Here is a 20684-nt window from a genome sequence, read left to right as displayed (position 1 = left end):
CGCCGTTATCCGGCGAATTTTGCCTTGAGCTGGGATGCAACGAGCGGCGGGACGAAGGCCGAGACGTCTCCGCCCATGGCGGCGATCTGGCGCACCAATGTGCCGGTAATCGGGCGGACCACTGGAGAGGCCGGCAGGAAGACGGTTTGCACGTCTGGGGCCATGGTGCCGTTCATGCCGGCGAGCCGCATCTCGTAGTCGAGGTCGGTGCCGTCGCGCAGACCCCGAATCATGATGGTCGCGCCGTACTTGCGCGCCGCGGTGACTGCGAGATCGTCGTAGGTCACGGCCTCGAGCGTGCAGCCGGCCTGGGCCGCGACCGGCCCGCAGACGTCGTGGAGCATCTTGAGCCGCTCCTCGGTCGAGAATAGCGGCTTCTTGCCGGGATGGACCCCGATAGCGACCACAAGGCGATCGCACAGCGGGACACTGTTCCGGACCACGTCCAGATGGCCGTTGGTGATGGGGTCGAAGGAACCCGGATAGAAGGCAATGCGCGGCATGGCACGTCCTACCGCGCCCCGCCCGGCCCGGCAAGCCGGACAGGTTCCTTGCCAGCTCCTTGCCTGTTTCCTGCCGGTTTTTCCGCCAGTCCCTGTCGGAAGGCCCCGGATTGTTTCGTCCTCGGGGTCTCCGCGAAACAAAACGGCGCACGAACGAAACCATTTCCGGCGTCGGCGAAGACGTCCGGAAACTGGTCATGGTTACTAATCCAGTCAACGAATGACGGGCCGCACACTGGGCGTAGCGGCCGCATCACAGGGGACCGTCAATGATCAAGGCTCTTTCAGCGATCGCTATCGCTGCGTGTGTTGCTACTGCTCTCACCTTCCTGCCCGGTTTTGCTCCCACCGTTGAAGCGAGCGTCCCGCAGCCGCTTGCCAAGGCCGATAGGCTCGACATCAAGACCATCGGCAGGGACTGCTCGCAGCGGGCCTGGCCCAATTTCGAGGCGTCCTGCCTGCGCCGCGCCGGCACCAAGGCTGACGTTCGCGTCGCTCGCTTGGTGACGGCGGACCGCACCCCGTAGGCGGTCTGTCAGCTCGGCGTCATGAACCTCGCGATAAACACCATGGATATTTGCGGCGTCTCGTCGCAGACTGTGTGACGCTCGCGCTCCTCGGAATGGCCCGTAGGGCGCGATCCCATCGGGGGGTCGCCTTTGTCCAGTACGCCCGCAGTCGCTTCCGGCCATCATCCTGACCCGCTGCCGATTGCTATGACCCTGGGCGCCCTCGGGGTGGTCTATGGCGATATTGGCACCAGCCCCCTCTACGCCCTGAAGGAAGCCGCCAAGGCGGCAGCGCATGGCGGCACAGTGTCTCCCGAGGCTGTCCTGGGCGTTGCCTCGCTGATCCTGTGGGCGCTGCTGCTGATCATCTCGCTGAAATACGCACTACTGATCCTGCGCGCGGATAACCGCGGCGAAGGCGGCATCGTCGCGCTGCTGGCGCTGCTGCATGCCCGTCACGCGCAGCCAGGCACCTGGCGCGCCCATCTCCTTGTGGTCGGCCTGATCGGCGCGGCGCTGCTCTATGGCGATGGCGCGATCACGCCGGCGATCTCGGTGCTGTCAGCCATCGAGGGCCTCAAGGTCGACGCCCCCTCGCTCGCGCCGGCGGTCGTGCCCATCACCATCGTCATCCTGGTCGGCCTGTTCGTGATGCAAAAGCAGGGCACCGGCTTCATCGGCCGCATCTTCGGACCGGTGATGCTGGCCTGGTTCTTCGTGCTGGCCGCGCTCGGCATCCACGGCATCATCAAGGCGCCGGCGGTGCTGGCGGCGTTGAGCCCGCTCTACGCGTTCGACTTCCTGATCCACCAGGACTTCCATATCTCCTTCGCGATCCTCGGCGCGGCCTTCCTCGCCGTGACCGGCGGCGAGGCCATGTATGCCGACATGGGCCACTTCGGGCGCCTGCCGATCCGGCTGGCGTGGTTCGCGATCTGCCTGCCGGCGCTGGTGCTGAATTATTTCGGCCAGGCCGCGCTCCTGATCACCGACCCGGGCATGATCGAGAACCCGTTCTTCCAGCTCTGCCCCGACGTCCTGCATTACGCGCTGGTCGCGTTCTCGGCCGTGGCGACCGTGATCGCCTCGCAGGCGATCATCTCCGGCGTGTTCTCGCTGACCCAGCAGTCGATCCAGCTCGGCTTCCTGCCGCGCATGCAGATCCGCCACACCACGAGCGCCGCGATCGGCCAGATCTACGTGCCGCTGGTGAATTGGCTGCTCGCCGCCGCAACCCTCGGCGCGGTGGTCAGCTTCGGCACATCGGACGCGCTCGCCGGCGCCTACGGTATCGCGGTCTCGCTGCTGATGGCCATCACCACGCTGCTCGCCGCCCTGGTCGCGATCCAGTGGGGCTATTCGCCCTGGCTCGTGGTCCCCGTGAACGGCTTCTTCTTCGTGATCGACGTGGTCTTCTTCTCCGCCAACTCGATCAAGCTGTTCGAGGGAGGCTGGTTTCCGCTGCTGCTCGCCGCCCTCGTCGCCTTCCTGATGCTGACCTGGCGCGCCGGCGTGAAGCTGGTAGAGGCCGCGCGCGGAAAGCTGCGCCAGCCCGAAGAGGACCTGATCGAGACTGCGGTCAACAAATGCAACGCACGCCTGCCCGGCACCGCCGTGTTCCTGGCGTCCGCGCCGAACGGCGTGCCGCTGGCGTTGACGCAATTCGTCAAGCACAACCACGTGCTGCACGAGCGCATCGTCCTCGTCACCGTGCTGATCGAGGAGCTGCCTCACATCGCAGACCAGGACCGCTGCGAGGTGATCGAGATCATCCCTGGCATCACGCGCGTGATCCTGCATTACGGCTTCATGCAGAACCCGACGATCTATGACGGTCTGACGCTCGCGTGCCGCCAGGGCAAGTTGCCCGGCATCGACCTCTCCGACATCACCTATTATGTCGGCCGCGAGACCATCATCCCGAGCGAGGACATCCCGGGCATGTGGGTCTGGCGCGAGGGCCTGTTCGCCTTCCTCCAGCGCAACGCCGAACGCTCGGCCGCGTTCTTCGGCGTGCCGACCAAGCAGGTGGTGGAGTTCGGCACGGAGCTGGAGATTTAACGAAGGGTGAGTGGCGAATAGCGAATAGAGCCGCACACCCTATTCGCCACTCGCTACTCCCCATTCGCTCCGTTGCCGCTCTCGGCCTCTTCCGTGATGTGCTCGACCGAGACGACGTGCTCATCCTCGGCGGTATCGAACACGATGACACCTTGCGTCGAGCGGCCGGCGATGCGGATGCCTTCGACCGGGCAGCGGATCAGCTGGCCCTTGTCGGTAACCAGCATGATCTGATCAGCATCCTCGACCGGGAAGGACGCAACGAGGTTGCCGTTGCGGTTGTTGACGCTCATGGCGACGATGCCTTTGCCGCCGCGACCCGTGGTGCGGTACTCGTAGGACGAGGTCCGCTTGCCATAGCCATTGACGGAGACGGTGAGCACGACCTGCTCGGCCGCCGACATCTCGATATAGCGCTCCTGCGAGAGCTGGAAGCTGCCGGAGGTCTCCTCGGCCTCGGCATCCACTGCCGGCTCCTCGGCCGCAGCTTCGCCGACAACTGCACGCCGCATTTTCAAGTACGCCGAACGCTCGTCGGAGGAGGTCTCGACATGGCGCAGGATCGCCAGCGAGATCACCTTGTCACCCTCGCCTAGTGCAATGCCGCGCACGCCCATCGAGGTGCGCCCTGTGAACACGCGCACGTCGGTGACGGGGAAGCGGATGCACTGGCCGCCGGCGCCGGTCAGCAGCACGTCGTCGCGCTCGGTGCAGATCTGCACGTCGACGATCGCTTCATTGTCGTCGAGCTTCATCGCGATGATGCCGGAGCGGCGGACGTCGACAAAGTCTGACAGCTTGTTGCGCCGGACGTTGCCGCCGGTGGTCGCGAACATCACGTCAAGGTTGCCCCAGGTCGATTCGTCCTCGGGCAGCGGCATGATGGTGGTGATGCGCTCGCCCTGCTCCAGCGGCAGGATGTTGATCATCGCCTTGCCGCGCGCGTTCGGCGCGGCCACCGGCAGCCGCCAGACCTTCTCCTTGTAGACTTGGCCACGTGACGAGAAGAACAGCACCGGCGTATGCGTGGAGGCCACGAACAGGCGGCTGACGAAATCCTCGTCGCGGGTCTGCATGCCGGCGCGGCCCTTGCCGCCGCGGCGCTGGGCGCGATAGGCCGACAGCGGCACGCGCTTGACGTAGCCGGCATGGGACACGGTCACGACCATGTCCTCGCGCTGGATCAGGTCCTCGTCCTCGACCTCGCCTTCCTGCTCCATGATCACGGTGCGGCGCGGCGTGGCGAACTCGGCCTTCACCTCGGCGAGCTCGGTCTTGACGATCCCCAGCACGCGCTCGCGCGAGCGCAGGATGTCGAGATAGTCGGCGATCTCGCCGGCGAGCTTGTCGAGCTCCTCGCGGATTTCGTCACGGCCAAGCGCGGTGAGGCGCTGAAGGCGCAGGTCGAGAATGGCCCTCGCCTGTTCCATCGACAGCCGGATCGTGCCGTTCTCGCTGATGCGGTGGCGCGGATCGTCGATCAGCGTCAGCATGTCCTCGACGTCCCGGGCCGGCCAGTCGCGCGACATCAGGGTGTCGCGCGCGGTGGTCGGGTCAGGCGAGGTCCGGATGACGCGGATCATCTCGTCGATATTGGCGACCGCGATCGCCAGGCCGACCAGGATGTGGGCGCGATCGCGCGCCTTGGCGAGCAGGTACTTGGTGCGGCGCGTGACGACCCGCTCACGGAAGTCGACGAAGATGGCCAGCAGGTCCTTCAGATGCATGATCCGCGGACGGCCACTGTCGAGCGCCACCATGTTGACGCCGAAGCTCGTCTGCAGCGGCGTGAATCTGTAAAGCTGATTGAGCACCACGTCCGGCACGGCGTCGCGCTTCAATTCGATGACGACGCGGTAGCCGTCGCGATCCGATTCATCGCGCAGGTCGCCGATGCCCTCGATCTTCTTTTCCTTGACCAGCTCGGCGATGCGCTCGACCATCGTCGCCTTGTTCACCTGGTAGGGAATCTCGGTGATGATGAGCGCCTCGCGCTCCTTGCGGATGGTCTCGATCGCGACCTTGCCGCGCATGGCGATCGAGCCGCGGCCGAGGTGATAGGCGGCGCGGATGCCCGCTCGTCCGAGAATGATGCCGCCGGTCGGGAAATCCGGTCCCGGCACGATGTTGATGAGCTCGTCGATGGTCAGCGCGGGGTTATCGATCAACGCGACGCAGGCGTCGATGACCTCGCCGAGATTATGCGGCGGGATGTTGGTCGCCATGCCGACGGCGATGCCGCCGGCGCCGTTGACGAGAAGGTTCGGGAACTTGGCCGGAAGAACCGACGGCTCGGTCTCGTTGTTGTCGTAGTTCGGCTGGAAGTCGACCGTATCCTTGTCGATATCGGCCAGCAGAGCGAGCGCCGCCTTCGTCAGCCGTGCTTCGGTATAACGGTAGGCCGCCGGGGGATCGCCGTCGACCGAGCCGAAATTGCCCTGGCCGTCGATCAGCGGCACGCGCATCGAGAAGTCCTGCGCCATGCGGACCATGGCGTCATAGATCGACTGGTCGCCGTGCGGGTGATACTTACCGATGACGTCGCCGACCACGCGAGCGGATTTGACGTACTTCTTGTCGGGCGTGTGGCCCTGCTCATGCATCGAGTACAGGATGCGGCGATGAACCGGCTTCAAACCGTCGCGGGCATCGGGCAGCGCGCGCGCCACGATCACGCTCATGGCGTAGTCGAGATACGACTTCTTCATCTCCTCGAAGATGGAGACGGGGCGAATATCCGAGCGCTCCGGCTCGTCGCCGGGCTTCTTGTTGTCGTCGTCGGCCAAGGGAGAATCCGGTGAGTTTTTATCTGGGAATCATATAGCGTATCGAGGCTCTGATAACCACTCTTGCGAGCCCTTGGGAAGCGGTTTTTCCGTTTGTTTTTCCAGAGACTTACGCGCTTCTCGCCATCGTCGTCAGTGGCGCCGGAACGAGCCGCCTGGAACCACCAGTTATGCCCCGAAAAACACCTGGTGCATGATGCGCCCGGGCACCAGCGTGAACAGGCCAGCCACGACCAGCGCGCCGGTAAACAGCAGGATCATGATGCGGCGGTGATCGGTCACGCGGTGGGTGTGCGCCCGCCACACCGCGAGCGGCAGCATCACCAGCGTGAAGATCGACAGCAGGTGGATCGGGCCGAACGGCCCGACCATGCGGATCTGGTGGATCCAGAACGAGGACGCGGCCACCACGGCCATCAGCGCCACCCAGATCCAGCCGAATGTCCGATGCGGCAGTGTGCCTTTGGGCGCGGCGAACTGGACGAGACCGAGCACGAAGGCCGCCATCGCCGCGAAGGCATGCAGCGGGATCGCCGGAGCGGCATCGAGCAATGGCGCGAGGCTCATGGGGCGCGTCCTCGCTTGGAGCCGGACGCCTCAGAACGGGATATCGTCGTCCATGTCGTTGCGGCCACCACCGCCGCCGGCGGCAACCTGGCGGCGCGGTGCGCTGCTGACGGGACCGGAGGAGCCGAAATCGCCGCCCGGCTCGTCGCCGAAGCTGCCACCTCCCCCGCCACCGCTGCGGCCGTCCAGCATCGTCAGCGTCGAGTTGAAGCCCTGCAGCACGACTTCGGTGGAGTACTTCTCGACGCCGGCCTGATCGGTCCATTTGCGGGTCTGGAGCGCGCCCTCGATGTAAACCTTGGCGCCTTTCTTCAGGTACTGCTCGGCGACCTTGCAGAGCCCTTCATTGAAGATCACGACGCGATGCCACTCGGTCTTTTCCTTGCGCTCGCCGCTGTTCTTGTCGCGCCAGGTCTCCGAGGTGGCGATGCTCAAATTCGCGATCGGCCGCCCGTCCTGGGTGCGGCGGATTTCCGGATCCTTGCCGAGATTTCCGACCAGAATGACCTTGTTGACGCTTCCCGCCATCGCCGCTCTCCACTCCGAATGCCGCTGAATTTAAAAGGCGCGCCCGCACTGCCGCCTGTTGGGCCGACCCTATACGCTTACGAGCGCCGATCGACCCGCCGCGCCCTTGGTTATCCCCACATATAGCATCAGCCGAGCATCTGTTCCAGATTTGTTCCTGCGGAATTTGACCCCGAACACGCGCGCACGCCGCTACCCAGGGGCAGCTATTCATCGTGCGATGAATTGGAACCCTGCCGAGTTCCGTCAGGGCATGAAAAGCGCTTAACATTCATCAAGTTAGGTGCACTTCAATTGACCCATGACTGTTGCATTCCGGCGACGGACTCGACCTCCAGATTGCACTACGGTTGCCTCGGAATTGGTTCTTATGGGCGTCGCGCCTGATTGAACGCTTCGGGATTATTGAAGCGGACGACACTGGGGAGACTGCAATGAAGAAAATTCTGTTTGGCACAATTGGTATCGTTGCGTTCGGCCTGTCTGCACCGGCGAGTGCAGCGGATCTTGCGGCGCGTCCCTACACCAAGGCGCCGCCGCCGGTGGCCGCCGCCATCTACGACTGGAGCGGCTTCTACATCGGCATCAACGGCGGTGGCGGCTCGAGCCACAAATGCTGGGACAGCGTTGTCTTCGGCGGCGGCGCGCTCGTGGGCGGGGAGGGTTGCCACAACGCCACCGGCGGCACGGTCGGCGGCCAGGTCGGCTATCGCTGGCAATCCGCCAACTGGGTGTTCGGCCTCGAAGGCCAGGGCAACTGGGCCGACTTCTCCGGCGACAATGTCAGCGTTCTCTTCCCGGCCCAGCGCAACCGCTCGAAGATCGACGCCTTCGGCCTGTTCACGGGTCAGGTCGGCTATGCCTGGAACAATGTGCTGTTCTACGTGAAGGGCGGCGGTGCCGTGGTCGCCGACAAGTTCAACGTCTACACCGCGCCCGGCTTCGTCGGCGCTGGCGCTCTGCTCGCGTCCACCAGCGATACCCGCTGGGGCGGCACGGTCGGCGCCGGCCTGGAGTTCGGCTTCGCCCAGAACTGGTCGGTGGGCGTCGAGTACGACCACATCTTCCTGGGCAATCGGACGCTTACCCTCAATGCACCTGGGGGCATTGCATTCCAGACCGACCGCATCAGCCAGAATGTGGATATGGGTCTTGTCCGCCTGAACTATCGCTTTGGCGGCCCGATCATCGCAAAATACTGATATCCCCTGATTTCATTGGGAGATGGAAGGCCGGCCTCGCGCCGGCCTTTTTTGCTGCGAGTTCCCCCGGAGGGAACTATAGGTCAGCGGCAATTACATTTTGCATCTGTTGTGACTTTTGAGAGACACAACTTGCGGCTTCAATGATGTAAGCCGACCCAAGTTGGACAACAGCGTCCGATGCTGCTTCCGACGCACGGAAGCCCAAAACAGAAACTGGGACTGGGATTGTTGAATATGAAGAAGATTTTGTTGGCTTCGGCCTGTCTGCTCGCCCTCACTGGCGCCGCTTCGGCTGCCGATCTGGCGGCTCGGCCCTACACCAAGGCTCCGGTCGCCGTGGCCTCGGTCTACAACTGGACCGGCTTCTACCTCGGTATCGTCGGTGGCGGCGCTTGGGAAGCCGCCTCTGGTGACCCGAAGATGAAGGGTGGCTTCGTTGGCGGCACCGCCGGCTACAACTGGCAGACCGGCAACGTCGTGTTCGGTATCGAGGCTGATGGCGCCTGGGCTGACGTCAGCGCTACGGCGACCGGCGCGACCCTCGTCCCCGGCTTCGGCGTCGTGACCGCGACCGCCAGCTCGAAGACCGACGCGATGGGCACCGTTCGCGGCCGCATCGGCTACGCCGTCAATAACGTCCTGTTCTACGGCACGGGCGGCTACGCCTGGATCGACAACAAGATCACCCTCTCCGCACTCGGCCTGACCGCGTCGGACAGCAAGTGGCACTCCGGCTGGACCGTCGGCGCCGGTGTCGAAGCCTTCTTCGCGCCGCAGTGGTCGGTCAAGGGCGAGTACCTCTATCGCAGCCTCGGCGGCGAGAGCTACTTCTCGGGCACCCTGCCCACCGGCACGCTCAACTTCCACACCGTGCAGGTCGGCGTGAACTATCACTTCAATGGCCCGGTGGTCGCGAAGTACTGATCTTCGCCACCGACGTCACATCGTCACGAAAGGCCGGCCTTGCGCCGGCCTTTTTGTTTTTCGCGGGGCGTTCTGGCCGAGCTCCTACTGCCAAGTCCCGCCAGCACGCCAACAATCCGTTGACGATTCGCAAGTCCCACTGGAAATCCGTCTCCGTTCTTCCTACGTTCGCCGGCATACCCATCGGCGCCGATCCCGGTTCCGGGCGAAGCGCGCCTTTTAGGTCGGCGCGATCGCGCACCTTTGGGATTCCTTGAGGGCAACTCGGATGGATGAAGTGATCAAGGCGAAGCGCCAACAGCAGACCGCGGGCTCGAGTCTGCGCGCAATTACGATCCGTGGCGCGCGCGAGCACAACCTCAAGAACATCGACGTCGAGATTCCCCGCGACAAGCTTGTGGTGTTCACCGGCCTCTCCGGCTCCGGCAAGTCCTCGCTCGCCTTCGACACCATCTACGCGGAAGGCCAGCGCCGCTATGTCGAGTCGCTCTCGGCCTATGCCCGCCAGTTCCTGGAGATGATGCAGAAGCCTGACGTCGACCAGATCGACGGCCTGTCACCAGCGATCTCGATCGAGCAGAAGACGACGTCGAAGAACCCGCGCTCGACCGTCGGCACGGTGACCGAGATCTACGACTACATGCGCCTGCTCTGGGCCCGCGTCGGCGTGCCCTATTCGCCCGCCACCGGACTTCCGATCGAGAGCCAGACCGTCTCGCAGATGGTCGACCGCGTGCTGGCGCTGCCCGAAGGCACCCGCCTCTATCTGCTCGCGCCGGTCGTGCGCGGCCGCAAGGGCGAGTACCGCAAGGAGCTCGCCGAATGGCTCAAGAAGGGCTTTCAGCGCGTCAAGATCGACGGCACCTTCTACGAGCTTGCGGAAGCGCCTGTTCTCGACAAGAAATTCCCGCACGACATCGACGTCGTGGTCGACCGCATCGTGGTGCGCGCCGACATCGGCCAGCGCCTCGCCGAAAGTTTTGAGACCGCGCTGAAGCTCGCCGAGGGCCTTGCCGTGGTCGAGTATGCCGATACACCGGCTGCTGCCGCGCCTGCCGAAGAGAAAGAAAAAAAGAAGACCGCAAAGATCCACGACAAGAGTGGGCCCGAGCGCATCCTGTTCTCCGAAAAATTCGCCTGCCCCGTCTCCGGTTTCACCATTCCCGAGATCGAGCCGCGCCTGTTCTCGTTCAACAATCCCTACGGCGCCTGCCCGGCCTGCGGCGGCCTCGGCGTCGAGCAGCATGTCGACGAGGACCTCGTCATCCCCGACAAGGAGCTCGCGATTGGCAAGGGCGCGATCGCGCCCTGGGCCAAATCGTCGTCGCCCTACTACACGCAGACGCTGACCGCGCTCGGCAAGCACTACAAGTTCACGCTGACCGCCAAATGGAAGGATCTGCCGAAGAAGACGCAGAACGCGATCCTCCATGGCTCCGGCGAGGACGAGATCAAGTTCTCCTACGAGGACGGCGTCCGTTCCTACGACACCAAGAAGCCGTTCGAAGGCGTCATCACCAACATCAACCGCCGCTATCGCGAAACGGAGAGCGAGTGGGCCCGCGAGGAGCTCTCGAAATATTTCCACGATGTGCCCTGCGGCGCCTGCACCGGTTTCCGGCTGAAGCCCGAGGCGCTTTGCGTCAAGCTCGGCGGCAAGCATATCGGCGAGATCTCGGAGCTGTCGGTCAAGGGCGCCGGCGCCTGGTTCGAGACGGTGCCTGAGGCGCTGAACGCGCAGCAGAACGAGATCGCCGGCCGCATCCTCAAGGAGATCCGCGAGCGCCTCACCTTCCTGCTCGACGTCGGCCTCAACTACCTCACCCTCTCCCGCGCCTCCGGCACGCTGTCCGGCGGCGAGAGCCAGCGCATCCGCCTCGCCTCGCAGATCGGCTCGGGGCTGACGGGCGTGCTCTACGTGCTGGACGAGCCCTCGATCGGCCTGCACCAGCGCGACAACGCCCGTCTGCTCGACACGCTCAAGCGGCTCCGCGACCTCGGCAACACCGTGATCGTCGTCGAGCATGACGAGGACGCGATCCTGCTCGCCGACCACGTGCTCGACATCGGCCCCGGCGCCGGCATGCATGGCGGCCACATCATCGCCGAAGGCACGCCCGCCGAGATCATGCGTAACCCGAAATCACTCACCGGCAAATACCTCACCGGCGAGCTCGAGGTCGAGGTGCCGGAGCGGCGTCCGCCGAACCATCGCCGCACCATCAAGGTGGTGAATGCGCGCGGCAATAACCTGAAGAACGTCACGGCCGAGATTCCGCTTGGCCTGTTCACCGCGGTCACCGGCGTCTCCGGCGGCGGCAAGTCGACGCTGCTGATCGACACGCTCTACAAGGCCATCGCGCGCAAGCTGAACAACGCCAGCGAAGGCGCCGCGCCGCATGATCGCATCGAGGGCCTCGAGCATATCGACAAGATCATCGACATCGACCAGTCGCCGATCGGCCGCACCCCGCGCTCGAATCCGGCGACCTATACCGGCGCCTTCACACCGATCCGCGAGTGGTTCGCCGGCCTGCCCGAATCCAAGGCGCGTGGCTACGAGCCCGGCCGCTTCTCCTTCAACGTCAAGGGCGGTCGCTGCGAAGCGTGCCAGGGCGACGGCGTCATCAAGATCGAGATGCACTTCCTGCCCGACGTCTACGTCACCTGCGACGTCTGCAAGGGCAAACGCTACAACCGCGAGACGCTGGAGGTCCTGTTCAAGGGCAAGAGCATCGCCGACGTGCTCGACATGACCGTCGAGGAAGCGGCCGAGTTCTTCAAGGCGGTGCCGCGCGTGCGCGAGACCTTCCAGACCCTGCACCGGGTCGGCCTCGACTACATCCATGTCGGCCAGCAGGCCACCACGCTGTCCGGCGGCGAAGCCCAGCGCGTCAAGCTGGCAAAGGAGCTGTCCAAGCGCGCCACCGGCCGTACGCTCTACATCCTCGACGAGCCCACCACCGGCCTGCACTTCCACGACGTCAAGAAGCTGCTGGAGGTGCTGCACGAGCTGGTCGCGCAGGGCAACACGGTCGTCGTCATCGAGCACAATCTCGAAGTCATCAAGACCGCCGACTGGGTCATCGACCTCGGCCCCGAAGGCGGCGACGGCGGCGGCGAGATCGTGGCTTGGGGCCCACCGGAGGACATTGCGAAGGCACCGCGGAGCTACACAGGGAAATTTTTGGAGCCGGTGCTGAAGAAGGCGCGGAAGCCGAAGCGGCGGAGCACGAGCGAGGCGGCGGAGTAGTCTCCGTCGCTTTCGACAACCGGAATCAAGCTACCGTGGAGTGATCTCCATGCCGAGCCGAACCTATACGCTCTTTCGCAACGCCATTCTCACTGAACAGCAGGTCACCTGCGTCTACGAGGGCCGCCATCGCGAGCTCTGCCCGCATATCATCGGCACCGACAAACGCGGCGAGGAGGCCGTGCTGGCTTGGCAGTTCGCCGGCGAGAGCGGGGGTCCGCTGCCTCAATGGCGATGCCTGAAACTGGCCAATGTCAGCGACGCTCGGGCGCGCAATGGTCGCTGGCACGAAGGCGGCTCCCACCGCACGACTCAGACCTGCGTTGGCAATATCGATCTCGACATCAATGTTCACGTCCGCAAGCAGCGGTGAGCCTTGCTAACTGCCGACGAATTCAGTGACTGCCTCACCCCGTTCAACCGCTTCACCAATTTGCGGCATGGCGCTCAGAAACTGACGGAACAAGGCGCGATTGTCGATGTTGCCGCCCCGGACCCACAGCACGACCGGTCCCTGCTTTTTTGCTGCACGTAAAAGTGAGAAGTCGCGGTCCTTGGTCACGAGAACGGCCGATCGAGAAACGGCTTCGTTCCAGATTGTCCCGTCGGTCGCGTTTGCCAACCCGAACTCGGCCACATGAGCCGCATCGTACCCGGCGCGACGCATGGCTTCCGCGAGTGCAGGGGGAAGCTGAGCGACGATCAGGTAAGGCAAGCTATTTGGCCGCTATGATCGGGTGATCAACCTGACGCGCAGCATAGGCGAGCACTGCGTCGATATCCGCCTCTTCCAGATACGGATAATCCTCGAGGATGCTCTCACGCGACTGTCCAGCCGACAACAATCCCAGAACGTCGGCAACAGTGATGCGCAGATCGCGAATGCACGGGCGTCCGTGCATCCGCTCCGGATTGACCGTAATTCTTGCCAGTAGCTCCGACATCTGTCACCTCTATACAATCGATATAGTATCTCCGATTGCATCTGTCAGTGCGTCACCAGCGAGCGCGATGCCAGTCTGCCAAGCACCTCCCTCCCCCCATGCCCTACTCCCTCGCCATCTTCGACCTCGACGGCACGCTCGTCGACAGCTTCCCGTGGTTCCTGCGCACCATCAACGACGTCGCCGACCGCTTCGGCTTTCGGCGTGTCAGGGATGAAGATGTCGAGGGGCTGCGGCACGCGTCGACTCGCGAGATCCTCAGCCGGCTCGAGGTGCCCCTATGGAAGCTGCCTGCGATCGCGCGCTATGCGCGGCGGCTGAAGGGCGAAGCGACGGCGGAGATTTCGCTGTTTGCGGGGGCCGAGGCGATGCTGCGGACGCTGACCGAGAATGGCGTGCAGCTCGCGCTGGTGACGTCGGATAGTGAGGTCAATGCGCGGGCGAAGCTTGGCGAGGCAGCCACGCTGTTCTCACATTTCGACTGCGCGGCTTCGCTGTTCGGCAAGCCCGCAAAATTCCGCCGTGTCATCCGGCACGTGGGCATAGAGCCGGGCAAGGTCATTTCGATTGGCGATGAGGTCCGCGACATCGAGGCGGCGCGCGCGGTCGGCATCGCCTGCGGCGCGGTCAGCTGGGGCTATGCAGCGCCGGCCGCGCTGCAGGCGCTTGCGCCCGATTACATGTTCGCGCAAATGGATGAGATCGCGGATGCGATCTGCCGGACGCCGGCAAAAGCCTGATAGGCAATCGCCACGCCCCAGGGAGACGGTGATGACACTCACGGACGCGGCTCGCCTCAAACTCCTTACCCCACCGGTTGGCCGGTTGCGTGTCGTGCTCGACACCGACACCTATAACGAGATCGACGATCAGTTCGCGCTGGTGCAGATGCTGCTGTCGCCGGAGCGTTTTGACGTCGAGGCGATCTACGCCGCGCCGTTCTTCAATGCACGCGCGGACAGTCCCGGCCACGGCATGGAGCTGAGCTATCAGGAAATCCTGCGCCTGCTGGAGCGCTTGAACGTCGCGCCGGATGGCCTGGTTCATCGCGGCGTCACCGACTATGTCGGCCCAACCAAGACGGGACGGACGGCGCCCGCCGTCGACGATCTCATCGCCCGGGCCCGCGAAGGCTCGCCTGACAATCCGCTGTATGTCATTGCCATCGGCGCCATCAGCAACGTTGCCTCCGCACTGCTCAAGGCGCCCGATATCATCGACCGGATCGTGGTGGTCTGGCTCGGCGGCCATGCGCTGGAATGGCCGCACACGGTCGAGTTCAACCTGAAGCAGGACGTCGGCGGCGCGCAGGTGCTGCTCGACAGCGGCGTGCCGCTTGTGCTCGTCCCGTGCATGGGCGTCACCTCGCGCCTTCACTCGACGGTGCCGGAGATCGAACGCTACGTCGAACCGTACGGCAGCATCGGCGCGTTCCTTGCCATGCGGTTCAAGGAGTATTCGTCGGATCACATGGGCTGGGCCAAGGAGATCTGGGACATGGCGCCGGTCGGCTGGCTGCTCAATCCCGTATGGGCGCCAAGCGTGATCATCCCGGCCCCGGTTCTCACGGAGCAGATGACCTGGAGTGTCGACCGCCGGCGCCATCCGATCCGCTACGTGACTTATGTGGATCGCAACCCGATCCTGAGGGATTTTTTCGTGAAGCTGCGGGCCTTCGCCGGATCGAAGGTGCCGTAGGGTGGGCAAAGCGAAGCGTGCCCACCATTGCGTGCCGAGGCAGCAGAGAAATGGTGGGCACGGCGCGTTGCGCCTTTGCCCACCCTACGGCACCCCTACTCCGTCCTCCGCAAGAACGCCCCGAATGCGCGCGGGCCGTCGCCGGTCTTGACCTCACCGATCACCTTCAGCTCGGCCGCATCGATGATATCGAGCGTGTTGCTCTCCCAGCAGGCGACGATGATGCGCTTGCCGTCGGCAGTGGCATTGATGCCTTCGGGATAGTCGCCGACATTGATGCGCTTGAGCGGCTTCAGCGTCGCGACATCGAACACGCTCACCGTGCCGCCATACTGGTCGGTGACGAAGCCGCGGCCGAGCGTCAGCGCCACCGCATAGGGGCGCATCCCGACCGGCACGCGGCCAATCTCGCTGCCGGCGGCGATGTCGATCACCGAGACGTCGTTGGAGCCGACATTGGCGGTGTAGGCGCGCTTGCCCTCGGCATCGATGGTGACGCCGAACGGGCGGCTGCCGACCTTGACGACCGCCTTGCGCTCGCGGGTCGCGGTGTCCACCACCGAGACGCTGTCGTCATCGCGGTCCGCCGAAAGCAGCAGCTTGCCGTCCGGCGTCACCGCGAGCCCCGACGGCGAGGCGCCGACCGCGATGCTGGCGGTCACGCTGCGCGACGCCGCATCGATCACCCGCACCGCGGCCGCATACCAGTCGGCGACATAGACCGTCTTGCCGTCGGGCGCGACCGCAATGCCCAGCGGCCCGCCGCCGACCTCGATCCGCCCCGAGATCTGCCGCGTTGCGGCGTCCACCACCGTCACTACCTTTGCATCCGGGCTCGTGACATAGGCAAAGCGGCCGTCCGCGGTGACGGCCACGCCGGCCGGCTTGCCACCGATCGGGATGGTCGCGACCGCACGCGATGTGGCAAGGTCCACGACCATCAGATCGTCGCTGAGCTGGTTGGTGACGAACGCCTCTTCGGCGGATGCGCCACTGACGCAGCCAAGACTGGTGGCGAGCGCCGCCAGGACCAGGACCCGCACGGTCAGCTTCCGCTCTCGATCTTCTTCTTCAGCGCTTCGAGGCCGGTCTGGTAAAGCCCCTTCACCGCCTTGACCGAGGCCTCGTCACTCAGCTCCGGCGGCGGATCGTTGTTGGGAAAGCCGCGGTAGAACGCGCCGGCCCATTCCAGCGTCGCGCCCTTGCCGTCGGCGCTCGGCGTCACCGTCAGCGTCGAGGAGTAGTTGTTGACCGGCAAAACCTTCACGTCGACGTCCGTGATCCGGTAGGAATAGGTCATGGCGGCTGCGTCGAACTTGTAGAGCTCCTCTTCGACAATGCCGCCGCCGGTCAGCGTCAGCCGCCGCGTCGCGCCGATCTCGTTGCCCTTCTCGCCCTCGGTCTTGGTCACCGGCGCGAGCCAGCTCATGTCCTGGAAATTGCCAATCGCCGCCCAGACCTTGGCCGGGGCTGCATTGATCTCGATGGATTCCCGCACCTTCTGCCGGGTCGGCCCGTGCGCCCAGGCTGCGGACAAAACCATTCCCGCCACTGCTAGCACCGCCACCCCGGCGATCGCATGACCGATCGTCTTCCTCATCTCGTTTCCTCATCCTTTGACCATGCGCGACTTGAAGCGCGCTGAGGCCATGGTAACGCATTTTCGGGCCGTGGGGAGACCGCTTAGTGGCTTCGGCGTGGCGGGCGCGCTGCTCGCGAGCCACAAGCCCTTGCGCTACCCGTCGGGCAAAACACGCGAGATGATGGTCAACGTGCTCAGAGCAAAATAATTCGCTTTACGCGAATTCGGAAATGCATCATATTCCGGCCATCCCAACCCGGCCGAGGGGCGCTCGCGATCGTCACGAACGCGGGATGGGACGTGGTGGACGCGGGTCATATCGGCGCGAAGGGGTTTTGCAGGGCGGGCAACCGTGAGCAAAACCATCGCGCACACGACCGGGGTGATCGGCGTACGGCAAAATCGTGTGGTCCTGGCGCCCGGAGCCTGTGCGCCAAGACTTGTGGTGATGGGTGTGGCCCAACCGGGCCTTCGCATCAGCCATCCGCAGGGCGACGGGGGCAATAGTGCATCGCTCCCCGGGGAGAGCACGACATAAGCCGTCAAACCACTGCGCAGGGAAGGCCGGATGTCTCGGCTTCACCTGTATGCCGCTGTGCAGATTCTGTAGCGCAATTATCGCACAGTGGACCGCGGGTGCCAGCCGGCACCCGGTCTTCCCTGCGCCCTCGGCACTTTCGAGGGCGGCAACGGCCGCAAAGCTCGGGCACGATGTGCCGCGAGGACGTGAAAGCGTGTCCGCAATTGCAGATTCCAATGGGACGATGAAGCTTACTCACGTTTTGCTTGCGGGAGGCTTGCGGGAGCGATCCATACGATGCGGCACTTGGACGCAAAATCGTACCTGAGGTTGTCGTTCAGAATCGCAGCAATGAATTGTAACAATGTTTCTGTCTGCTGGCATGAGGCCAGTTCCTGCCTTGCGACCCGGCAATGATTGACGGACGTCCAGGAGCCGCCGCGCCGTCAGGAATTCCCCATGGTGTCCACCTATTTTGGCTACAGCTACGTCACGCGCAATCTCGCACAGACCCTGACGCGGGTGGCGCAGCAATCGGACGTATCGAGCGATGCCGCCTACTACAAGGCCAACATCGGCAAGGTGCACACCGTAGACGATCTGATGAATGACTATCGCCTGTATCATTACGTCACGAAAGCCTATGGCCTGGAAGACATGGCCTACGCCAAAGCTTTCCTGAAGAAAGTGCTGCAGAGCAATCTCTCGGACTCAAAGAGCTTTGCCAACACGCTGATCGACAAGCGCTACCGGGATTTTGCCGCGGCATTTTCCTTCGGTGGCGGTGAAACGAAGGTTGCGCAATCAGACAGCCAGACCGACGACATCATCGGGCTGTACACGGCAGCCATGAAGAGCAACGTCGATGCAGTTGCCGCCGATACGAAATACTACAATGCCACGATCGGCACGGTGACCAGCGCCGACCAGCTTCTCAACGACGACCGTCTTCGCAACTATGTCGCTTCGGCATTCGGGATCGATCAAAGCAAGTGGCCGCGTGATACGATCAAGCAGGTCTTGTCCAGCGATCCATCCGATCCGAACAGCTACGTCAATGTCACCTTCTCGTCTCAGCTGAATGGCCTGAACGCCCAGCTTGCTCAAGCCAAATCGGATGCAACCGACGCCAGCTCGAAGATTGCCGGCTACACGACGCAACTGTCGCAGCCCGGCGCTGACGTCAATCAACTGAACGTGCAGATATTGGTCGAAAGATATCGCCTGCAGACCGCCGTGAGCAGCATATCCAGCACCAACGACGCCATCGCGACGACCGGCCACTTCATGGATCTGGCCGGCACGTTCGCGTTTTCCGCCGACGGGTCGCTTCCAGCGGGTACACCTGCGCAGACCGCAGCAAACCTCGCAAGCACGAACCAGAGCTTCGACGAGAGCAAGTCGGCGGTCTACTCGGCGGCAAGCCCGTTGCAGGAAGCTCTGGTCATCGCACAATTCAGAAAATTCATCCCCAATGTAACTTCGCTCCAGACGCTGGTGTCCACACCAGGCGCGTATAATTTTTCGCTGGCGGCCGTCGGCCTCGATCCTACACAGGTCCCACAGTCCACCGTGAAGGCCGTTCTCGAAAGCGACCTCAACGACCCCAAGAGCTACGTCTATTCGCTCAAGGACGATCGATACGTCAAGCTCGCGCGCGCGTTCAATTTCGACGCAAAGGGCAATCTGACGACACCCCTCGCGGCTCAGGATTCGGCCGAAGTCCTCGATATCGCCAAGGACTACATCATTGCGAAAATAAAATTCGCAAATGCGCAGGACCAGGCGAAGATCAAGGCTCAAGCTCAGAAAGATGCGACGGACTATCAACAGTCGATAGGCGACATCGACAGCGTTTCCGACCTGCTTGCGAACAGGAAGATGGTCGACTTCATCCTTGTCGCCAAGGGTCTGGACCCTGCGAAAGTGACCACCGCCTATCTCAAGAAGATCTTCGGCTCTGATCTGAGCGATCCCAAGAGCTTCGCCAACACCGAGAGCGACCCGCGTTTTGCCGAGATCGCGGCGTCATTCAATTTCGATAAAAACGGTGACGTCGCGCGCCTTCCGATGGTGGGCCCGCAAAAGCGCGATCAATTTCTGGCAACGCAAAAGAACTATCTCGAGCAAAGCCTGGAGCAGCAGCAGGGCGATACGAATCCCGGCGTGCGTCTGGCGCTGTATTTCCAGCGCATGGCCGGACACATCACGTCCGCCTACGACATTCTTGCCGACAAGGCGCTTTCAGAGGTGTTTCGGACCACCTTCGATTTGCCTGATCAGATGGCGTCGATGCAGATCGATCAGCAGGCCAAGATCGTGGAAAAATATCTGAATCTGAAAGATCTCGGCGATCCCAGCAAAGTTGCAAAACTGCTGAACCGCTTCTCGGCCATGTACGACGCGAGGAACGCCAGTCAGACGTACTCGCCCGTGCTCGACCTCTTTCAAGGATCGAGCTCGGGGACATCAGGCTTCAGTGAATCGACATATCTGGCCATGGCGAAAATGCGCGCCAGCCCGTGGTGATCGGCCGATCGTATCCGCGATTTCAAGCGCCAATGGAAGGACCAAGCAGGTACTACAAGCCGTCATTGCGAGCGCAGCGAAGCAATCCAGACTATCGCTGCGGAGGGATTCTGGATTGCTTCGCTGCGCTCGCAATGACGATTGAGAGAGCATTTGTTGATTGCGCCCCCTCGCCTATTCCGCCAGCGTCGCCTCGACGAAGCCGCGCGGATCGGCGCAAAACTCCCGCATCACCCGGTAATGATCGGTCTGCTCCACACTTGTCGGCTCGAGCCCATATTTGCCGAGCCGCAGCAGCTGCGCATTGGGATAGGCCATCAGCAGCGGCGCGTGGGTGGCCATGATCACCTGGCAATTGCCGGAGAGATCCATGCGATGCAGCAACTTGAGGAAGTCCATTTGCCGCGCCGGCGACAGCGCCGATTCCGGCTCGTCGAAGATGTAGATGCCCTGCTTCTGGCAGCGCTCCTCGAAGAACACCAGAAAGCCCTCACCGTGGGAAAAGGAAAGATAGTCCGGCGCCTCATGAACGCTCGCGCCAAACACGCCCTCCATAGCTTCTGCGGCACTCACGGCCGAGCGGTCGAGATAGCGCGCGACAGAAAAGAACGTCTCAGCGCGAAAGAACCAGCCGTCGGTCACCTTCGGCACCCACGCCGCTCGCAGGGCAGACGACAGCTCTTCGCCGGTGATTTCGATGCCGCCGCCTTCGATCTCCCGAAAACCCTTGCGGCCGCCAGTGCTGGCAAAGCCGGCAATCCCCGCAATGCCCTCGAGGATGGTCGATTTGCCGGCCCCGTTCTCGCCGACGATGATCGTGACCGCGGCGTCGAAGCTATGATCGAACTCGTCCCTGAAGACCGGAAGACAGAATGGATAGGCCTCCCAGTCCTCGACCTGCGCGCGGTCGAGCCAGACGCGCCTGAGATAGGGCGCACGCAGCGTAGTTTGACGGCGTCGTGTCCGGCTCATGTACCTGCCCCCGCTCAGTCCCAACTGAAACCTGCAATGGAACATATCAGGAACAGCAACTTCATGGAAGTGGCATCTGTAGGGCACCGCAAGTCCCAGGCTT

General features: G+C 63.4%; 18 protein-coding genes. 9 read left to right on the top strand and 9 right to left on the bottom strand.

Annotated elements, in window-relative coordinates:
- Nucleotides 1-5: 5 nt before the first annotated feature.
- Nucleotides 6-503, bottom strand: coding sequence for a pantetheine-phosphate adenylyltransferase (gene coaD, locus ABID58_RS21205; RefSeq protein WP_354034359.1), 498 nt, complete (start codon nt 501-503; stop codon nt 6-8).
- Nucleotides 504-772: 269 nt separating this feature from the next.
- On the opposite strand from coaD, the gene ABID58_RS21200 reads away from it, so the two are divergent.
- Together ABID58_RS21200 and ABID58_RS21195 are read left to right on the top strand one after the other, a co-directional pair.
- Nucleotides 773-1030: a hypothetical protein gene (locus ABID58_RS21200; RefSeq protein WP_148753812.1), complete on the top strand. Its 258-nt coding sequence runs from the start codon at nt 773-775 to the stop codon at nt 1028-1030.
- A 189-nt stretch (nt 1031-1219) separates the two neighbouring features.
- Nucleotides 1220-3073 carry a potassium transporter Kup gene (locus tag ABID58_RS21195; RefSeq protein WP_354034358.1) on the top strand — a complete coding sequence of 618 codons (1854 nt, stop codon included), beginning with the start codon at nt 1220-1222 and terminating at the stop codon, nt 3071-3073.
- A 53-nt stretch (nt 3074-3126) separates the two neighbouring features.
- Here ABID58_RS21195 and gyrA read toward each other — a convergent pair whose 3' ends face one another.
- From gyrA to ABID58_RS21180, 3 genes are all read right to left on the bottom strand, one after another.
- The gene (gene gyrA / locus ABID58_RS21190; RefSeq protein ID WP_354034357.1) at nt 3127-5859 is read right to left on the bottom strand and encodes a DNA gyrase subunit A; all 2733 of its coding nucleotides are present in this window, start codon (nt 5857-5859) and stop codon (nt 3127-3129) included.
- Nucleotides 5860-6027: 168 nt separating this feature from the next.
- The gene (locus tag ABID58_RS21185) at nt 6028-6426 is read right to left on the bottom strand and encodes a DUF2306 domain-containing protein (RefSeq protein ID WP_148753809.1); all 399 of its coding nucleotides are present in this window, start codon (nt 6424-6426) and stop codon (nt 6028-6030) included.
- A 30-nt stretch (nt 6427-6456) separates the two neighbouring features.
- A complete protein-coding gene (locus ABID58_RS21180; RefSeq protein ID WP_354034355.1) occupies nt 6457-6954 on the bottom strand; it encodes a single-stranded DNA-binding protein in 498 nt (165 codons plus the stop codon).
- Between the two features lie 434 nt (nt 6955-7388).
- On the opposite strand from ABID58_RS21180, the gene ABID58_RS21175 reads away from it, so the two are divergent.
- The 4 genes from ABID58_RS21175 to ABID58_RS21160 all read left to right on the top strand — a co-directional run bounded on the left by ABID58_RS21175 (nt 7389) and on the right by ABID58_RS21160 (nt 12709).
- A complete protein-coding gene (locus tag ABID58_RS21175) occupies nt 7389-8156 on the top strand; it encodes an outer membrane protein (protein ID WP_354034354.1) in 768 nt (255 codons plus the stop codon).
- A 237-nt stretch (nt 8157-8393) separates the two neighbouring features.
- Nucleotides 8394-9083 carry an outer membrane protein gene (locus ABID58_RS21170; RefSeq protein ID WP_354034352.1) on the top strand — a complete coding sequence of 230 codons (690 nt, stop codon included), beginning with the start codon at nt 8394-8396 and terminating at the stop codon, nt 9081-9083.
- Nucleotides 9084-9351: 268 nt separating this feature from the next.
- The gene (gene uvrA, locus ABID58_RS21165; RefSeq protein WP_354034350.1) at nt 9352-12336 is read left to right on the top strand and encodes an excinuclease ABC subunit UvrA; all 2985 of its coding nucleotides are present in this window, start codon (nt 9352-9354) and stop codon (nt 12334-12336) included.
- A 49-nt stretch (nt 12337-12385) separates the two neighbouring features.
- Nucleotides 12386-12709, top strand: a complete 324-nt coding sequence (locus tag ABID58_RS21160; RefSeq protein WP_354034349.1) for a hypothetical protein — start codon at nt 12386-12388, stop codon at nt 12707-12709.
- A gap of 6 nt (nt 12710-12715) precedes the next feature.
- Here ABID58_RS21160 and ABID58_RS21155 read toward each other — a convergent pair whose 3' ends face one another.
- On the bottom strand, nt 12716-13051 hold the full coding sequence (locus ABID58_RS21155) for a DUF5615 family PIN-like protein (protein ID WP_148753803.1): 336 nt from the start codon (nt 13049-13051) through the stop codon (nt 12716-12718).
- Between the two features lies 1 nt (nt 13052).
- Nucleotides 13053-13280 carry a DUF433 domain-containing protein gene (locus ABID58_RS21150; protein ID WP_148753802.1) on the bottom strand — a complete coding sequence of 76 codons (228 nt, stop codon included), beginning with the start codon at nt 13278-13280 and terminating at the stop codon, nt 13053-13055.
- Nucleotides 13281-13378: 98 nt separating this feature from the next.
- Here ABID58_RS21150 and ABID58_RS21145 point away from each other — a divergent pair, with 98 nt between their 5' ends.
- On the top strand, nt 13379-14020 hold the full coding sequence (locus ABID58_RS21145) for an HAD-IA family hydrolase (protein ID WP_354034347.1): 642 nt from the start codon (nt 13379-13381) through the stop codon (nt 14018-14020).
- Nucleotides 14021-14051: 31 nt separating this feature from the next.
- On the top strand, nt 14052-14978 hold the full coding sequence (locus tag ABID58_RS21140; protein ID WP_354034346.1) for a nucleoside hydrolase: 927 nt from the start codon (nt 14052-14054) through the stop codon (nt 14976-14978).
- Between the two features lie 95 nt (nt 14979-15073).
- Here ABID58_RS21140 and ABID58_RS21135 read toward each other — a convergent pair whose 3' ends face one another.
- Nucleotides 15074-16021 carry a YVTN family beta-propeller repeat protein gene (locus ABID58_RS21135; RefSeq protein ID WP_354034344.1) on the bottom strand — a complete coding sequence of 316 codons (948 nt, stop codon included), beginning with the start codon at nt 16019-16021 and terminating at the stop codon, nt 15074-15076.
- A 2-nt stretch (nt 16022-16023) separates the two neighbouring features.
- Complete coding sequence (locus ABID58_RS21130; protein ID WP_354034342.1) at nt 16024-16578, bottom strand: SRPBCC family protein; 555 nt, start codon at nt 16576-16578, stop codon at nt 16024-16026.
- Nucleotides 16579-17539: 961 nt separating this feature from the next.
- On the opposite strand from ABID58_RS21130, the gene ABID58_RS21125 reads away from it, so the two are divergent.
- Nucleotides 17540-19609, top strand: a complete 2070-nt coding sequence (locus ABID58_RS21125; RefSeq protein WP_354034340.1) for a DUF1217 domain-containing protein — start codon at nt 17540-17542, stop codon at nt 19607-19609.
- A 174-nt stretch (nt 19610-19783) separates the two neighbouring features.
- Here ABID58_RS21125 and ABID58_RS21120 read toward each other — a convergent pair whose 3' ends face one another.
- On the bottom strand, nt 19784-20581 hold the full coding sequence (locus ABID58_RS21120) for an AAA family ATPase (protein WP_354034338.1): 798 nt from the start codon (nt 20579-20581) through the stop codon (nt 19784-19786).
- Nucleotides 20582-20684 lie beyond the last annotated feature (103 nt).

Origin of the sequence: Bradyrhizobium sp. S3.2.6 (assembly GCF_040546885.1) — a bacterium.
Lineage (GTDB): Bacteria > Pseudomonadota > Alphaproteobacteria > Rhizobiales > Xanthobacteraceae > Bradyrhizobium > Bradyrhizobium cytisi.
Note: the sequence above shows the minus strand (reverse complement) of the source record. Positions and strands in the feature narration are given on the sequence as shown.

Excerpts from the sequence above, each read along its gene's own strand:
- ABID58_RS21130 (WP_354034342.1), bottom strand. The coding sequence starts at position 16,578 with ATGAGGAAGACGATCGGTCATGCGATCGCCGGGGTGGCGGTGCTAGCA.
- ABID58_RS21120 (WP_354034338.1), bottom strand. The coding sequence starts at position 20,581 with ATGAGCCGGACACGACGCCGTCAAACTACGCTGCGTGCGCCCTATCTC.
- ABID58_RS21140 (WP_354034346.1), top strand. The coding sequence starts at position 14,052 with ATGACACTCACGGACGCGGCTCGCCTCAAACTCCTTACCCCACCGGTT.
- coaD (WP_354034359.1), bottom strand. The coding sequence starts at position 503 with ATGCCGCGCATTGCCTTCTATCCGGGTTCCTTCGACCCCATCACCAAC.
- ABID58_RS21185 (WP_148753809.1), bottom strand. The coding sequence starts at position 6,426 with ATGAGCCTCGCGCCATTGCTCGATGCCGCTCCGGCGATCCCGCTGCAT.
- ABID58_RS21125 (WP_354034340.1), top strand. The coding sequence starts at position 17,540 with ATGGTGTCCACCTATTTTGGCTACAGCTACGTCACGCGCAATCTCGCA.
- ABID58_RS21175 (WP_354034354.1), top strand. The coding sequence starts at position 7,389 with ATGAAGAAAATTCTGTTTGGCACAATTGGTATCGTTGCGTTCGGCCTG.
- ABID58_RS21180 (WP_354034355.1), bottom strand. The coding sequence starts at position 6,954 with ATGGCGGGAAGCGTCAACAAGGTCATTCTGGTCGGAAATCTCGGCAAG.
- ABID58_RS21145 (WP_354034347.1), top strand. The coding sequence starts at position 13,379 with ATGCCCTACTCCCTCGCCATCTTCGACCTCGACGGCACGCTCGTCGAC.
- ABID58_RS21150 (WP_148753802.1), bottom strand. The coding sequence starts at position 13,280 with ATGTCGGAGCTACTGGCAAGAATTACGGTCAATCCGGAGCGGATGCAC.
- ABID58_RS21195 (WP_354034358.1), top strand. The coding sequence starts at position 1,220 with ATGACCCTGGGCGCCCTCGGGGTGGTCTATGGCGATATTGGCACCAGC.
- ABID58_RS21170 (WP_354034352.1), top strand. The coding sequence starts at position 8,394 with ATGAAGAAGATTTTGTTGGCTTCGGCCTGTCTGCTCGCCCTCACTGGC.
- ABID58_RS21200 (WP_148753812.1), top strand. The coding sequence starts at position 773 with ATGATCAAGGCTCTTTCAGCGATCGCTATCGCTGCGTGTGTTGCTACT.
- uvrA (WP_354034350.1), top strand. The coding sequence starts at position 9,352 with ATGGATGAAGTGATCAAGGCGAAGCGCCAACAGCAGACCGCGGGCTCG.
- ABID58_RS21160 (WP_354034349.1), top strand. The coding sequence starts at position 12,386 with ATGCCGAGCCGAACCTATACGCTCTTTCGCAACGCCATTCTCACTGAA.